The organism is Skermanella sp., from assembly GCF_059503625.1.
Genome location: NZ_JCACHA010000653.1, coordinates 1 through 13,933 on the forward strand (window position 1 = coordinate 1; position 13,933 = coordinate 13,933).

The following is a 13,933-nucleotide window of genomic DNA, read 5'->3' on the forward strand; positions in this document are numbered from 1 at the left end:
AAGTCGTCACCGACATGACCAAGAGCCGCAAGGCCGGCTTCCTCGATTATCAGAGCACGCCGGACAGCTTCACCGACCTGTTCGACCGCCTAAAGCGGGACAAGGTGATCCCGGCCTGATCCGGCGTCGGAAGGGCGCGGCGGGCGCTGACGCGGCCGCCGCGCGCTGCTCGACTGTCAGCCGGCGACCACCGGTTCCACCGCGCGGGCGATGGCCAGCAGGCGCCGGTCGTGGTGGCGCTTGCCGACCAGCATCGCGCCGACCGGCAAGCCGTCGGTTGTGCAGGGCAGGGTGACCGCCGGCCGGTCGAGGAAGTTGAAGAGAGACGGGTTGCGGAGCACCATGATGTTGAGCCTGGTGTAGCCGGCATCGTCGGCCACTTCGTCGAACCGGGGTGCGACGATAGGAGCCGTCGGCAGCAGCAGGGCGTCGAAGTCGCGGGTCTGCTCGACCGCTTCCGCCATGATCGCCTTGCGGGCCGCCAGCAGCTCTATGTAGTCCACGGCGGATTGCTCGGCGCCGCGCCGGATCCGGACCGACACGCGCGGATCGTATTCCGAGCCGCGCTGCTCCAGCAGGGTCTTGTGCCAGGCGAGTGCCTCGGGGGCGGCGAAACCGCCCCTGCCGCCGACCTCCGCGATCCGGATCAGGGCCGGCATGTCCAGGTCGCTCAAATGGGCGCCGGCTTGCGACAGGCGGGTCAGCGTGCGGGAGAAGGCGGCGGAAACCGTAGCGTCCAGGCCGTCCAGCACGATCTGTTCCGGAACGCCGATCCTCAAGCCCGCCAGCGGCAGCGCTTCGGGAGCATGGGCCGGTTCACCGGCCATCACAGCATCGACCACGGCGCAGCAGGCGATTGAGGCGGCAAGGGGACCGATGCTGTCGAGAGTCCATGACAGCGGGACCGCCCCGTCGCGCGGCACCCGCGACTGGGTCGGCTTGAACCCGGCAAGGCCGCACAGGGCGGCCGGAATGCGGACCGAGCCGCCTGTGTCCGAACCGATGGCGGCGACCGCCATGCCGTCGGCGACCGAAACGGCCGCACCGGAGGACGATCCGCCGGGAATGCGCTTGCGGTCGAACGGGTTGCCGGGGGTGCCGTAATGCGGATTGATCCCAAGCCCGGAAAAGGCGAACTCGGTCATGTTGGTGCGCCCGATCAGCACCGCTCCCGCGGCCCGCAGGCGGGCCATGGCCGGCGCGTCGGTTTTTGCCGGGGCGCTGTCCTTGAGGACCACCGAGCCGGCGGTCGTGACCTGACCGGCAAGGTCGAACAGGTCCTTGACCGAAACCGGAAGGCCGGCGAGCGGCGAGGGGACGATGCCGTGGGCGCGCAGGCGGTCGCTGGCCTCGGCCTGAGCCAGTGCGGCCGCCCTGTCCACATGGGTGAAGGTCCTGGCGCCCTCGCCTGCCGGGTCGGCGATCCGGTCGAGCGCCGCTTCGGTCAGGGCGACGCTGGTGGTGCGGCCTTCGGCCAGATCGGCGGCCAGTGCTGCGATGGTCGGTGCCTTGGACATGTGTGCGAGCCTTCTTCAGGACTTGGGGTGCTGCGGCCCTTTGAAGCACAAACATCGCGTTTCGCGAAGAGGTCAGCTCTTCCAGAAGGTGCGGGTGAACAGGACGATCACGGTGAAGACCTCCAGCCGGCCCAGCAGCATCGCGAGGCACAGCACCCATTTGGCTGCGTCGGGCAGCGGCGCGAAGGTGCCCGCCGGTCCGACGACGGGGCCGAGGCCGGGTCCGGCGCCGGCCAGGGCCGACGCGACGGAACTTGAGGCCGTCAGCATGTCCAGCCCCGTCGCGGCGATCATCAGCGTCAGGATCACGTAGGAGAGTATATAGGCAAAGACGAAGTTGATGACGCTGTCGACCACGTCCGGCTGCACGGGCTTGCCGTTATAGGTTCGCACGACGACCCGATGCGGCTGAAGCATCCGGATCATCTGAGCCTGCATCGATCCGAACAGGATCTGCCAGCGGAAGATCTTGATCGAGCCGGAGGTCGATCCGGTGCAGCCGCCGATGAAGAAGAAGAAGAAGAAGGCGACCATGGGAAACCCGCCCCAGGCGCTGTAGTCGGTCGAAACGAAGCCTGCGTCGGTGATGATCGATACCACGTTGACGGCGCTGTGACTGAGCGCCGGGATGAATTCCAGCCCGACTTCGAAATAGGCCCAGCCGGTCATGGCCGCGACCGAGGCGGCTAGGATTCCCATCAGCGTCCACACCTGGCTGTCCGCCAGCGCGGCGCCGCCGAAGTTGCGCAGCAGCCTGATGTAGAAGGTGAGCGGCACCGCGCCGGATATCATGCTGACGACCGCGACCCACAGGATCGGGATCGACTCGAAGTATCCCAGCGACGCGTCCTTGGTGGAAAAGCCGCCCGTCGATACCGCCGCCATCGCGTGGCAGACGGCGTCGAACCAGTCCATGCCGGCAAGGCTGAACAGGACGGCCGAGAGCACGGTCAGGCCCAGATAGGTCAGGGTAATGGCGTTGGCGGTGTCCCTGACCGTGGCGAAGGGCTTGTCGCCCCGGTCGGACGACTCGGTGCGGAAAAGCTGCATGCCGCCGACCCGCAGGACAGGCAGGATCGCGATGGCCATCACGATGATGCCGATGCCGCCGAACCAGTTGAGCAGGGCCCGCCACAGGAGGACGCCCGGCGGCGCTTGGTCCAGGCCGACGATCACGGTGCCCCCGGTCGTGCTCAGCCCGGACATCGCCTCATAGAAGGCGTCGGTGAAATCGAGCTGCGTCGTGGACATCATGAAGGGCAGCGCCCCGAACAGGGCAAGGACGACCCAGGCCATCGTGGTCAGCAGGAATGTCTGCTTGACCCCGAAGCGCTCTATCGGTCCGCTGGTGCCCAGGTACAAGGCGCCCGCCGCGCCGATGGTGATGGCGCTGGAGGTCACGAAGACGACCCAGTCCGAGTGTCCGACCGCGCTGTCCACAAGCGCCGGGACGAGCATGCCGATTCCAAGCACGGCCAGGAGTATGCCGATTATATGGAGAACCGGCCGAACCATTTCCGGCGATGTCACTTCGTCCTCGTGATGGAGCGCATGACCGGCGGGCCTGCGGCGAAGCGGGATTAGCGGGATGCGGGCTGGACCTTGCCCCGGATAAGGACAATGCCTCATTGAAGCGCCGAAGTCTTAGGACGAAGTGCCTCACTTGTCCAATGGTTCACGTGTCCCTTGTGGGAGATCCGGGCGGTGCCGCGCGGAGGCCATGGCTGCCGCGACCCTTTTCCGTTTGCCCGGCGGGACCGATTCCGATACTTAGCGGCCCCGGTATGTCCAAATCTCAATCAGGACCCCAGGACCCCGTAACCGGCATGACCGACCCGATCAACAGAGCGCTGCTGCCCGCCGGCCTCCATGACGTGCTTCCGCGTGAAGCCGCGTTCGAGGCTACCATCGTGGAAAAGCTGATGGCGGAATTCGCGCTGAACGGTTTCGACCGGGTCAAGCCGCCGCTTATCGAATTCGAAGCCAGCCTGCTGTCCGGACCGGGCGCCGCGATGGCGACCCAGACCTTCCGGCTGATGGACCCGGTATCCCAGCGCATGCTGGCGCTTCGCCCGGACATGACGCTTCAGGTGGCCCGCATCGCGACGACGAGGCTCGCCAACGAGCCGCGCCCCCTGCGGCTGAGCTATGGCGGTCAGGTGCTCCGGGTCAAAGGGTCGCAGCTCCGACCGGAGCGGCAGTTCGGTCAGGTCGGCGTCGAACTGATCGGGACCCTGCTGCCGACCGCCGACGCCGAAGTGGTGCTGCTGGCCTACCGCGCCCTCGATGCCGTCGGAGTCAACAACATCTCGGTCGATCTCAACGTGCCGACCCTGGTGCCGGCGGTCTGCCGCGCGCTCGACCTGCCGGACGAGGAGACCGCCCGGCTGCGTCAGGCCCTCGACCGCAAGGATGCGGCCGAAGTCGCGGCCGTCGGCGGCAAGGCGGCCGAACTGCTGGCAAGCCTGATGCGGGCCTCCGGGCCCGCCGACCGGGCGGTGGAACTGCTGGCGGCACTCGACCTGCCGGACGCCGCCGACGGCGACCGGCAAAGGCTGACCGAGGTCGTCCGGCTGATCCGCGCCGGTGCTCCCCGCCTGATGCTGACGGTGGATCCGGTCGAGCACAGGGGCTTCGAGTACCAGACCGGCATCAGCTTCACCCTGTTCTCGCGCGGGGTCAGCGGTGAACTGGGGCGGGGCGGCCGCTACCGCGCGGGTGCCCGGAAGCCGGGATCCCAGGGCGAGCCGGCGACCGGCTTCACCCTGTATCTGGACACCGTGCTGCGCGCCGTTCCCGATCCGGCGCCAAGCCCCAGGGTCTTCCTGCCGCTCGACACGCAGGAAGCCGACGGCGCAAGGCTGCGCTCGGAAGGCTGGGTGACGGTCCGTGCGCTGGAAAGCTTCGACGAACCGGCGGCCGAGGCGCGCCGGCTGCATTGCACCCATATTTTCACCGGCGGCGGGATTCTTCCGGCCGCTTGATGTAGTTTCGGTGGCCGGGAGGCGGCTCGCGCCGCCCGGCCGGGATGCCGGAGGAGGTCTTGCGCCTTCTCCGCTGATACGCGTGGAGAGACACGATGGCGAACGTAGCGGTGGTCGGCTCCCAGTGGGGCGACGAAGGCAAGGGCAAGATCGTCGACTGGCTGTCCAGCCGGGCCGATGTGGTGGTGCGCTACCAGGGCGGCCATAATGCCGGCCACACGCTGGTGATCAACGGCATCGAGTACAAGCTGAGCCTGCTGCCGTCGGGCGTGGTGCGGCCGGGCAAGCTGTCGGTCATCGGCAACGGCGTGGTGGTCGATCCCTGGGCGCTGCTGCGCGAGATCGACGCGATCCGGCAGAAGGGCGTCGAGATTTCGCCCGAGAACCTGATGATCGCCGAGAACGCCACGCTGATCCTCCCGATCCACGGCGCCGTCGACCGCGCGCGGGAAGAGGCGCTGGGCACCCTGAAGATCGGCACGACCGGCCGCGGCATCGGCCCGGCTTACGAGGACAAGGTCGCCCGCCGCGCGATCCGCCTGTGCGACCTGGCGGACGAGGCCGTGCTGGAGGAAAAGGTCGACAAGCTGCTGTTCCACCACAACGCGCTGCTGCGCGGCTTGGGCTCGGAAGAGGTCGGCCGCACCCAGCTTCTGGACAGCCTGCGCGAAGTCGCCCCGCTGGTCCGCCCCTACGCCGCCGTCGTGTGGGAGAAGCTGGACGAGCTGCGGCGCGCCGGCAAGCGTATCCTGTTCGAAGGCGCCCAGGGCGCCATGCTCGACGTCGATCACGGCACATACCCGTACGTCACCTCGTCCAACACCGTGTCCGGCAACGCCGCGACCGGTTCGGGCATGGGGCCGGGAGCCGTGGGGTACGTGCTGGGCATCACCAAGGCGTACACCACCCGCGTCGGCTCCGGCCCGTTCCCGTCCGAGCAGCTCAATGCCGACGGCGAGCGTCTGGGCGAGCGGGGCCGCGAGTTCGGCACCGTAACGGGGCGCAAGCGCCGCTGCGGCTGGTTCGACGCCGTGATGGTCCGTCAGGCGGTCAAGGTCGGCGGCATCAACGGCATCGCCCTGACCAAGCTGGACGTGCTGGACGGCTTCTCCGAACTGAAGGTGTGCGTCGGCTACCGCTACGAAGGGCGCGAGCTGAGCCACTTCCCCGCCGGCCAATCCGCTCAGGCCGGCGTCGAGCCGATCTACGAGACGATGCCGGGCTGGAACGAGAGCACCCAGGGCGCCCGGAGCTGGGCCGATCTGCCGGCAACGGCGGTCAAGTACATCCGCCGCATCGAGGAACTGATCGAGGCGCCGGTGGCGATGGTCTCGACCAGCCCCGAGCGGGACGACACCATTCTGGTGACCGACCCGTTCCGCGACTGACCCGAGCTGAACTGAACTGAACATCGGGGAAGATCACTCCCCGAAGACGTCCTCCCACGCCGCCCGGAGCGCCAGATCGACTTCGGGCAGCGTGACGAGGTGTCCCAGCGCATGCAGGCTGGTGACTCCGTGCTCGCTGATGCCGCAGGGCACGATGCCTGCGAAATGACTTAGGTCCGGATCGACGTTCAGCGCGACGCCGTGCAGCGTCACCCAGCGGCGGACCCGCACGCCCAACGCCGCGATCTTGTCCTCGCGTCCTTTGATTCCCCCATACGGCCCGCGATCGACCCAGATGCCGACCCGGCCGTCGCGACGCTCGCCCTTGACGTTGAACTGGGCCAGAGTCCGGATCAGCCACTCCTCCAGCCGGTTGACGTAGGCTCGGATATCCGGTCCCTCCAGTCCCGGCCGGGGACGCTTCAGATCGATCATCACATAGGCCACCCGCTGGCCCGGTCCGTGGTAGGTGTACTGGCCGCCCCGGCCCGACTGGTAGGTCGGGAACCGCTCCGGCTCCAGCAGGTCCGCGGCACGCGCGCTGGTGCCCGCCGTGTAGAGCGGCGGGTGCTCCAGCAGCCAGACCAGTTCCGGCGCCGTGCCCTCGCGGATCGCCGTGGCCCGTGCCTCCATCTCGGCGACCGCCTCCGGATAGGGGACGAGTTCGTCGCTGATCCGCCACTCGATAGGGAAGCTATCGGAGGGGCGGCTATCCGGGGCTGTTCCCTCCGGCAACCGGGCTGGGTGAAGGGGGGCTGTCATGGGTGATCCTGTTTTCTTAGAAAAAGCTGCTTCATTCGCTTGATCGGGGCACCGGGATTTGGTATTCCCCCCGCACGCCTGAAGCAAGCCCCGGCTTGTGGAAGCGGATGAGACATGCGGTCGTGGCGGAATTGGTAGACGCGCAGCGTTGAGGTCGCTGTGGGCTAACCCCCGTGGAAGTTCGAGTCTTCTCGACCGCACCATCCCTCCATCAGGTAACGGCCATACGAAAAAAAGCGCTGCAACGACCTCAACGTTGCGGCGCTTTTTTTATGCCTGGATTTCCGGAAGTTGAGGTGCGCCCGGGCCGCGGACGGCCCGAGCATCACGCTTCTGGAGGTCGCGTCAGGAGGTCGCGGCTTGTGCCAGGGCGGCGCGGTGATCCCTGACCGCCCGCCAGACCAGCAGCACCGAGAAGAAGTGAAACAGGAAGCCCACGATGGAATAGGCGGCGATGGCGACGTCAACGTTGGAGACCCAGGCTGTTGCCGGCAGCACCAGGAAGCGGGGCACCAGCGTCACGACCTCAAGGATCAGGAACTGGCGCTGGATGTTCAGCACCGGCACCAGCATCAGGGCCGGCAGGCTGATGAACCGCATCGCCCACCAGATCACGATCCATTGGGCGAAGACGCCGGCCTCCCGCCATGCATCGCCGAACGCGACCGCGTAGATCCAGGGACCGGCCGCGAACATGACGACCACCGGCAAGGCGACCATGGCGGCCAGCCCGCCGGTGGTCCGGATGAAGATATCCGTCAGGTCCTCGCCCCTGTGGTACATCTCGGCCGCCCGCTGATAGAAGACCCGGCGGGTCGCGTCGCCCAGCAGGGTGATCGGCATCTCGAACAGGCGATAGGTGAACCAGTAGAGGCCCGCCACGTAAGGGTTGAACAGGGCCGTCAGCAGGATCGACGGCACGGTTACCGTCGTGGTGGACAGCAGCGCCTGCGGCATGCTGTAGAGCGGAAAGTCCAGGTGAGTCTTCGCCAGCCGCTTCATGGCCGACCAGTTGATCACCAGCCGGAGCGACGGCAGGTCGTACCGGATGAGCTGCCACGCGACGATGACGGCACTGACCACCGTGCCGAAGATCATGCCGAGCACCAGCCCGTCGACACCCATGCCGACGAGGCCGGCGGCGATCTGTGCCGCCGCCACCCCGACCGACCGGCTGATCGTGGACATCGAGATCCGCTTATAGGCTTTATGGCGCGTCGCCCAGACGCTTAGCACCTGGGCGATCGTCGTCGTCAGGATCATCAGCGGCAGGAACCACAGCAGCGCACCCAACTCCTGGTAGCCCACCAGGGCGAGCATGTCGTCGCCGAACCCCCAGACCGCGAAACCGGAGGCGACGCTGACCACCCCGACGATGGCAAGGGTCAGCGCCAGAAGGTTGGCGGCATCCTCCTCGGTCTTCGCCATGACGATGGCAAGCTCGTAGCGGCCGCTGGCGACGGCGACGAAGGTCATGTTGAGCGCGCCGAACAGCGCGAACAGGCCGAAGTCGTCCGGATTGTACAGGCGCATCAGAATTGGATAGGCCAGGACCGTCAGAACCTGGGCCATGGCGGTGCCAGACGCCAGAACCGCGACATTCTTCATGAAGGGACCGCGGAGGATCCTCATTGCTGTACGCGGCAGACGGTAACTATCAACTTGGGCCGTCAATGACTCTCTCACAGAAGCGTTCGCAAAAACCGAATCGGCGCGACAGTGCCATAAACAAGATACGGTTGCGCCGGTTCATGGGGTTAAGGCGATTACGCTTTTGATCCCTGTGATGGAGATGGGCAGTTATGGGTTCATTGGGATTATGACGTATTCCTTAGTATGTATTGGTCCAATTTAATCTACTTCCTCCGGGACCTTCGTTTCACTCAGTTTTGTCCCGGATACCACAGGTTTTGACGGCGCCGGCGTCTGCCTGCGGCCGGAGCCCTGACGGTCGGCGTGATATGTCGCGTCCCAGTGGCCGTCGAAGATCACTTCGGTGAAGCGCGCTGCCGATTGCTCCCACGTAAGCCACGGCATGCCGGCGGTGGAGGGCGTTTTCCCTTCGGCATGGCGGCGCATCCACAGGCGCAGCGCGTCGGCCAGATCGCGCCCGCCTGTGCCGGAGAAATATGTCGCGTGTTCACCGGCGATCTCGTGAAACACAGGAATGTCGCGCGCCAGGATAGGCTGTCCGTGCTTCGCCGCCTCGATCAGCGGCAGGCCGAAACCTTCATCCAGGGACACCGCCAGCAGGGCCGTGCATCCATTGTAGAGGGCGTTCAGGTCGGCGTCCGATGCGCGGGCGAACCAGTGCAGCCGCTTGCCGAGTTGCGGATGGCTGGATATCCGCTCGACGAGCTTTTCGACCTTCCAGCCCTGCTTGCCGATGATCACGAGTTCGGCTTCGCAGCCTTCCGACCAGAGCTGCTCGAATGCGGCGAGCGCCTGGGCATGGCCCTTGCGCGGTTCTACGGTGCCGACCGTCAGGAAGACGGGGTGGCGGCCGCGAAGCACCCGCGTCACCTCGGCTCCGGGCTCCTCCGCGTCGGCATGGGGAGATGGGTTTCCGATATCTGCGCCGAGATGGAAATGGCCGATCCGGAGCGGCGTCGAGCGCTGAACGTCAAGGTTCGGCAGCCAGTCGAAGAGCTGGTCGGCAACCGAACGCGAAATGCAGAGCAGGCCTTCGCAATGCGTCGCGATCTGTTCCACCCAGATCCGGAAATGGTGGAAAGGGACGAACCAGTCCGGCTGGATCAGCGGCAGCAGGTCGTAGACGACGAAATAGCTGCGGATGCCGCGCAGCAGCAGGCTCCGGTTCAGCGCTGTCCGCCCCTCGATGAGATGGGAGACAAGGTCGAGGCCGACGAAGATGTCGCCAGCCCGGGTATCCACCAGATCTTCCGGCAGCCCGAGGTCGGGGATGCCCATGATCCGGGCCGCGAAGGCTCGGGTGTAGCGCAGCGTTCCGCTGCCGTCGTCCATCACGGGTTCGACCCTGAAGCCGGCGGGCGGCTTCCGGATAAGCTCGATCAGGATGTTCTTGGCGACACGCTGGATTCCGGTTCCGGCATCGCGCAGGCTGACCTCCGAAACGTCGACCAGAAGCTGGCGCAGTCCGCCGGCGCCGGGCAGGTTCTCGGCACCGCAGCGCACGATCGTATCCCAATCCGCTCCATCCGGCATTTCGGGGGCATCGATGGCGACGATGTCCTCGCTCAGGCGTTGCAGGATCGACAAACGTGCCTGCTGTGCCTGTTTCTCGATCGCTTCGATGACCGAAGCCGCCGTTGCCGTTCGTCCCAGTTCGATCAGGTCGGCGATGCGGTGGCCCGGTTCCCGGTCAGACTCCTGCCGCGATCCGTCCGACAGGCGGATGATGCCGGTTGCAAGCGCCGCGATCCCGTTCAGGCAAGGGTACTTTTCCGCCGTCGCCATGAGGTCGCCGGAGCGTGCCGCTTCCGCCGCCGCAGTCCAGCCGTACGATAGATACACCTGTCGCAGCAGGATCGGTTCGCCGGTTTCGGCCTCCAGCGCCGCCAGCGACCGGGCGACGCTTCCGTCATGCAGAATGACCGTTCCGGAAACCCGTTGCAGAGTGTCCAGCATCCAGGGCAGGCAGGCCGCGTCATCTCCCAGCGCGTAGACCACACGATCGAACGCCGAAGCGTTGGCGACGAGCCACTCCGGCGTCCTGACCGGAGAGCCGCCGCCGCCCGCCGGACGGAGGACGGTCTGCTGGGGCGTGACGCACTCGACGTCGTAGTGCCGGACCAGATCGGACAGCAAGGTCGCCGACCAATCGGCCACCGGCAAAGACTCGGGCGGCAGCGGCCCGACCAGAGCGAGCCGGGGGCGTCTTGCCGGCGCGGCCGCCGGCAAACCGCTTGCCGTATCCGCGCGGTGGCGGCGCTCGTGCAGTTCCTCGAACGCATCCAGCGTCTTGCCGGCGGTAGCTTCCCAGCTGTAGCGCTTGGCGCGCTCCAGGCCATGCCGCGACAGTTCGGCCAGCAGCCCCGGATCGCTCAGCACCTTGGTCATCCGGGCGGAGATCGCCTCCGCCGAATGAGGATCGAACATCGCGTCCGCACGGCCGACGACTTCGGGGAAGCTGGTCGTGTCCGACGTAATGGCCGGCGTTCCGCAAGCCATCGCCTCAAGGGCCGGCAGTCCGAAGCCCTCGCGGAGCGACGGACAAACGAACAGGCGGCACTGGCGGTACAGTTCCACCAGGTCGGCGTCGGGGACTTGCCCCATCAGCACGTAGTCGCCTTCCGACAGCCCGGCCTCGCGCGCCATGATCGGCACACGCACACGGTCGGGTGGGTTCACGACGCAGACCAGGACGAGCTGATGACTCTTCCTCATGTCGCGCGGCAGGCGGGCATAGGCCTCCAGCATTCCGGCGAGGTTCTTATGCGCATCCACCGTCCCGACGAAAAGCACGAAGGGGCGTGCGATGCCGAGCCGCTTCTTCAGCGACATGGCGGCATCGTCCTTGGGGGCCGACGGATCGGCGGGACGGAATTTGGGATCGGCCGCGGAATAGATCGTCCTGACGCGATCGCCGCCGAGGCCGAGCATCTGGAGCGCTTCCCGAGCCGAGTGATCCGAGATCGCCAGCAGCAGATCGGCGCGCCGCAACGACAGCAGCTTGCGCGAGTACCAATCCAGGCTACGCGGATCTTCCGGCAGAACCTCGGGATGGGCCAGCGGGATCAGATCGTACAGCGTGACAGCGGTAGGCAGACTGCTCACAGCGGCACCGACGGAGGTCGTTACGTCGTGATACATCCCCTCGAACAGGCTGGTTACATGGACGATGTCGGGACGCAGCCCTTGCAGGAAGCGCTCGCGGACAGCTTCTGCCGCCTGAATCCGCCACCAGCTCTCGCCGGTCAGGAAGCTGACGCCGGCCGGCTGCGACCAGACCACCATGTTCTCCCAAGGAACCAGCCCGTCGAAGGCGGTTCGTATCGGTTCGATGGTGTCGCTCAACGCGCCGTTCATCGCGACGACGATCTCGTGGCCGCACGGCCGGCGCGCCATGGCCTTCGCCAGCTCAAGGGAATAGCGTCCGATCCCGCGTAGCCGGCTGGGCGACTGGCAGGCCTGGAGGTCCAGGACGATACGCATGGAAAATCTCCTCAGCGTGTCCGCGCGAGGGCGCGCCTGAGCGTCGCCTCGAAGTTGCGTTCTGTGGCCGACATTTGCCGGGCAACCAGGGGGCGGGGATCCAGGAACCGCGCATCCTGGGTCCCGTCACTCGCCGCAGCCGCGACCGGCACGGGGTCCGCGGTCGCGGCTGCCTGGACTTGCGCCGCCGCTGCCGGCGTGAAGGCCGGACGGGCGAGCAGCGCGCGCGCCTTTCGCTCCAGTACCGGATGGCGCAGCAGAATTGGCAGCGCCATCTCCTTGATGAGCGGCCGGCCGGCTGCCCAGCGGGCCGCTTTCCGTGCGACGCGTACCGCGGGTGGCCGGGCCTTGCCTGCCAGCGTCATGAACGTCAGCACCCTGGCTGTCACGATCGCCCGCTTCAGTGCCCGGACCGGGGCGGTCAGCCGCCATGAGACGCTGACCCGGACAGCCTCGATGTACCCGTTCAGCGACGCGATCACGGCTTGCTGTTCGGCGATACGCTGGTGCAGCGCCGCATTCTCATGTCCGACGCGCTGCCACTCCGCCAGACGGGCGTCCACATCGGCCCGCCATGCCGCCAGTTCGGACTGCCTTTGGGCAAGCTCCTGGTCGCGAGCCCGCACCTCGTCGCGCCGGAGTTCGGCCTCCCGCGCGCGCAGGTCTGCCTCTTCCTGGCGGATGCCGATCTCCTCGCGGCGCGCGGCGGCTTCCGATTGGCGGGTGGCGACTTCATCGGCTCGTGCAACGGCTTCGGCAGCCCGGACGCCGCTCTCGCCGGACCGGACTTCGATCTCGCGCGTCCTGAGTTCCGCTTCCGTTGTGCGGGCTTCGGCTTCTCTTGTCCGTGCTTCCGCTTCGTGGGCCCGGATCTCGGCTTCGCGCCTGCGTGCCTCGGCTTCGGCGCGCCTAACGTCGCGCTCGGCATCCAGCGACGCTCGATCGTTCGCGATCTGCCTGCTCAAAGCGGCGGCTTGTTCGCGGGCGACCCAGTCATGGGCACGGAACCAATCGTCGAAGATGTTCGGCTGGATCTCCAGCCGTGGAATCAGATCGGCTTTTTCTTCCGCGACGTAGAAGCGGTTCAGCCCGTCGAAATGGACGAAGCGATATCCCCGGCCGGTGAGGAGCGGGTCCCAATCCTGATGGTTGGGGATCTGGGTTCGGGCCACGGTCGCTTCGACCAGGACGATCCACGGCCGTACCGTGCGCAACGACAGGCCGCGAAGCACCGCCGTTTCCATGCCCTCCACGTCGATCTTCAGGAAGTGGACGACCGTCACCTTGTGAGTTTCGAATATGTTGTCGAGCGTATCCAGCGGGACTTGCCGCTCGACCGCACTCAGTCCGGAATACTGGTGGCAGCGAGCCAGTTCAGCGTCACCGGTCGAAAGCTCGCTGCCGGGGATGTCGTAGAAGGTGACCGTTCCGATGCCGTCGCCGGCGGCGACGGCCAGGTTGATGTCATGGGGCCGCGCCGCCGCGAGCTGATCGTAGAAACCCAGCGCCGGCTCGATGTTGATGCCGCGCCATCCCCGTTCATAGAATGCCCTGGTGACGGATTGCTCGTCCGGACTGTTGGCGCCGACATCCACATAGAAGCCTTGGACGACATCGCGCAACGCTCGGTGGAGAACGACATCTTCCAGATTTTGGGCAAAGGAGATGAACGGCATCAGCGCTCGATCCTGATGGAGGGCGGGACCCAGGCGGTTCCGATGAAGTAAGGCTTGTCATGGTTGCTGACGGTGAACATCAGCGCCAGATCCCGCCACTCGTAGTTGTTGATCAAATGCGTGTCGGAACTGACCAGAGCGGTCGCGACCGAATAGCTGCCCGGACCCAGGTTGGCGTCGAAGGCAGCGGTGTAGGTGACGAGGCTGCCGGCTTCGACATCTTCCAGTATCTGTTCGGTGTGGAAGGTGTTGGTGCCGAACATCGTCTGCCCCAGCCGATCCTTGATCATGTAGCCGAGGACCAGACGCGGCAGCGCCCGATTGGTCCGAACCCGGATGCGCAATGTCACGGGATCGCCGACATTCACGAACTCCACCGGTTCGTCGCGGCCGTTGAACAGTCCGATATCCTGGACCACAGCTTCCAAAGTGCCGGAAACGGTCTGCGTCCTGCCGGTATCGTGCCGCCG

The 13,933-nt window shown here is 66.5% G+C and carries 9 protein-coding genes and 1 tRNA gene; 3 read left to right on the forward strand and 7 right to left on the reverse strand.

Translation table 11 applies throughout. From position 1 onward, the window contains the following. Positions 1–176 precede the first annotated feature (176 nt). Positions 177–1,517 carry an amidase gene (locus tag AC5JJ6_RS20160; protein WP_496043771.1) on the reverse strand — a complete coding sequence of 447 codons (1,341 nt, stop codon included), beginning with the start codon at positions 1,515–1,517 and terminating at the stop codon, positions 177–179. 72 nt (positions 1,518–1,589) lie between these two features. After that, the gene (locus tag AC5JJ6_RS20165; RefSeq protein ID WP_496043772.1) at positions 1,590–2,975 is read right to left on the reverse strand and encodes a TrkH family potassium uptake protein; all 1,386 of its coding nucleotides are present in this window, start codon (positions 2,973–2,975) and stop codon (positions 1,590–1,592) included. A gap of 368 nt (positions 2,976–3,343) precedes the next feature. On the opposite strand from AC5JJ6_RS20165, the gene AC5JJ6_RS20170 reads away from it, so the two are divergent. Together AC5JJ6_RS20170 and AC5JJ6_RS20175 are read left to right on the forward strand one after the other, a co-directional pair. Next, positions 3,344–4,501, forward strand: coding sequence for an ATP phosphoribosyltransferase regulatory subunit (locus tag AC5JJ6_RS20170; RefSeq protein ID WP_496043773.1), 1,158 nt, complete (start codon positions 3,344–3,346; stop codon positions 4,499–4,501). Positions 4,502–4,596: 95 nt separating this feature from the next. Then, positions 4,597–5,889 (forward strand): adenylosuccinate synthase, encoded by a 1,293-nt coding sequence (locus AC5JJ6_RS20175; RefSeq protein ID WP_496043774.1) that lies wholly within the window; start codon positions 4,597–4,599, stop codon positions 5,887–5,889. Positions 5,890–5,922: 33 nt separating this feature from the next. On the opposite strand, the gene lipB is transcribed toward AC5JJ6_RS20175, so the two are convergent. Beyond that, complete coding sequence (gene lipB / locus AC5JJ6_RS20180; RefSeq protein ID WP_496043775.1) at positions 5,923–6,651, reverse strand: lipoyl(octanoyl) transferase LipB; 729 nt, start codon at positions 6,649–6,651, stop codon at positions 5,923–5,925. A gap of 116 nt (positions 6,652–6,767) precedes the next feature. Here lipB and AC5JJ6_RS20185 point away from each other — a divergent pair. Then, positions 6,768–6,854, forward strand: a tRNA-Leu gene (locus AC5JJ6_RS20185). Positions 6,855–6,996: 142 nt separating this feature from the next. Here AC5JJ6_RS20185 and AC5JJ6_RS20190 read toward each other — a convergent pair. From AC5JJ6_RS20190 to AC5JJ6_RS20205, 4 genes are all read right to left on the reverse strand, one after another. Further along, positions 6,997–8,259 carry an oligosaccharide flippase family protein gene (locus AC5JJ6_RS20190; protein WP_496043776.1) on the reverse strand — a complete coding sequence of 421 codons (1,263 nt, stop codon included), beginning with the start codon at positions 8,257–8,259 and terminating at the stop codon, positions 6,997–6,999. Positions 8,260–8,502: 243 nt separating this feature from the next. Next, positions 8,503–11,787: a glycosyltransferase family 4 protein gene (locus AC5JJ6_RS20195; RefSeq protein ID WP_496043777.1), complete on the reverse strand. Its 3,285-nt coding sequence runs from the start codon at positions 11,785–11,787 to the stop codon at positions 8,503–8,505. An 11-nt stretch (positions 11,788–11,798) separates the two neighbouring features. Continuing rightward, on the reverse strand, positions 11,799–13,463 hold the full coding sequence (locus AC5JJ6_RS20200; protein WP_496043778.1) for an FkbM family methyltransferase: 1,665 nt from the start codon (positions 13,461–13,463) through the stop codon (positions 11,799–11,801). Next, on the reverse strand, positions 13,463–13,933 hold a 471-nt coding region (locus AC5JJ6_RS20205), incomplete at its 5' end, for a Wzt carbohydrate-binding domain-containing protein (protein ID WP_496043779.1). The genes AC5JJ6_RS20200 and AC5JJ6_RS20205, both read right to left, overlap by 1 nt.

What these genes read in the sequence shown, in the direction of transcription:
- AC5JJ6_RS20195 (WP_496043777.1), bottom strand. Translation starts at nt 11,787, where the DNA reads ATGCGTATCGTCCTGGACCTCCAGGCCTGCCAGTCGCCCAGCCGGCTA.
- AC5JJ6_RS20165 (WP_496043772.1), bottom strand. Translation starts at nt 2,975, where the DNA reads ATGCTCGTCCCGGCGCTTGTGGACAGCGCGGTCGGACACTCGGACTGG.
- AC5JJ6_RS20190 (WP_496043776.1), bottom strand. Translation starts at nt 8,259, where the DNA reads ATGAAGAATGTCGCGGTTCTGGCGTCTGGCACCGCCATGGCCCAGGTT.
- lipB (WP_496043775.1), bottom strand. Translation starts at nt 6,651, where the DNA reads ATGACAGCCCCCCTTCACCCAGCCCGGTTGCCGGAGGGAACAGCCCCG.
- AC5JJ6_RS20160 (WP_496043771.1), bottom strand. Translation starts at nt 1,517, where the DNA reads ATGTCCAAGGCACCGACCATCGCAGCACTGGCCGCCGATCTGGCCGAA.
- AC5JJ6_RS20200 (WP_496043778.1), bottom strand. Translation starts at nt 13,463, where the DNA reads ATGCCGTTCATCTCCTTTGCCCAAAATCTGGAAGATGTCGTTCTCCAC.
- AC5JJ6_RS20175 (WP_496043774.1), top strand. Translation starts at nt 4,597, where the DNA reads ATGGCGAACGTAGCGGTGGTCGGCTCCCAGTGGGGCGACGAAGGCAAG.
- AC5JJ6_RS20170 (WP_496043773.1), top strand. Translation starts at nt 3,344, where the DNA reads ATGACCGACCCGATCAACAGAGCGCTGCTGCCCGCCGGCCTCCATGAC.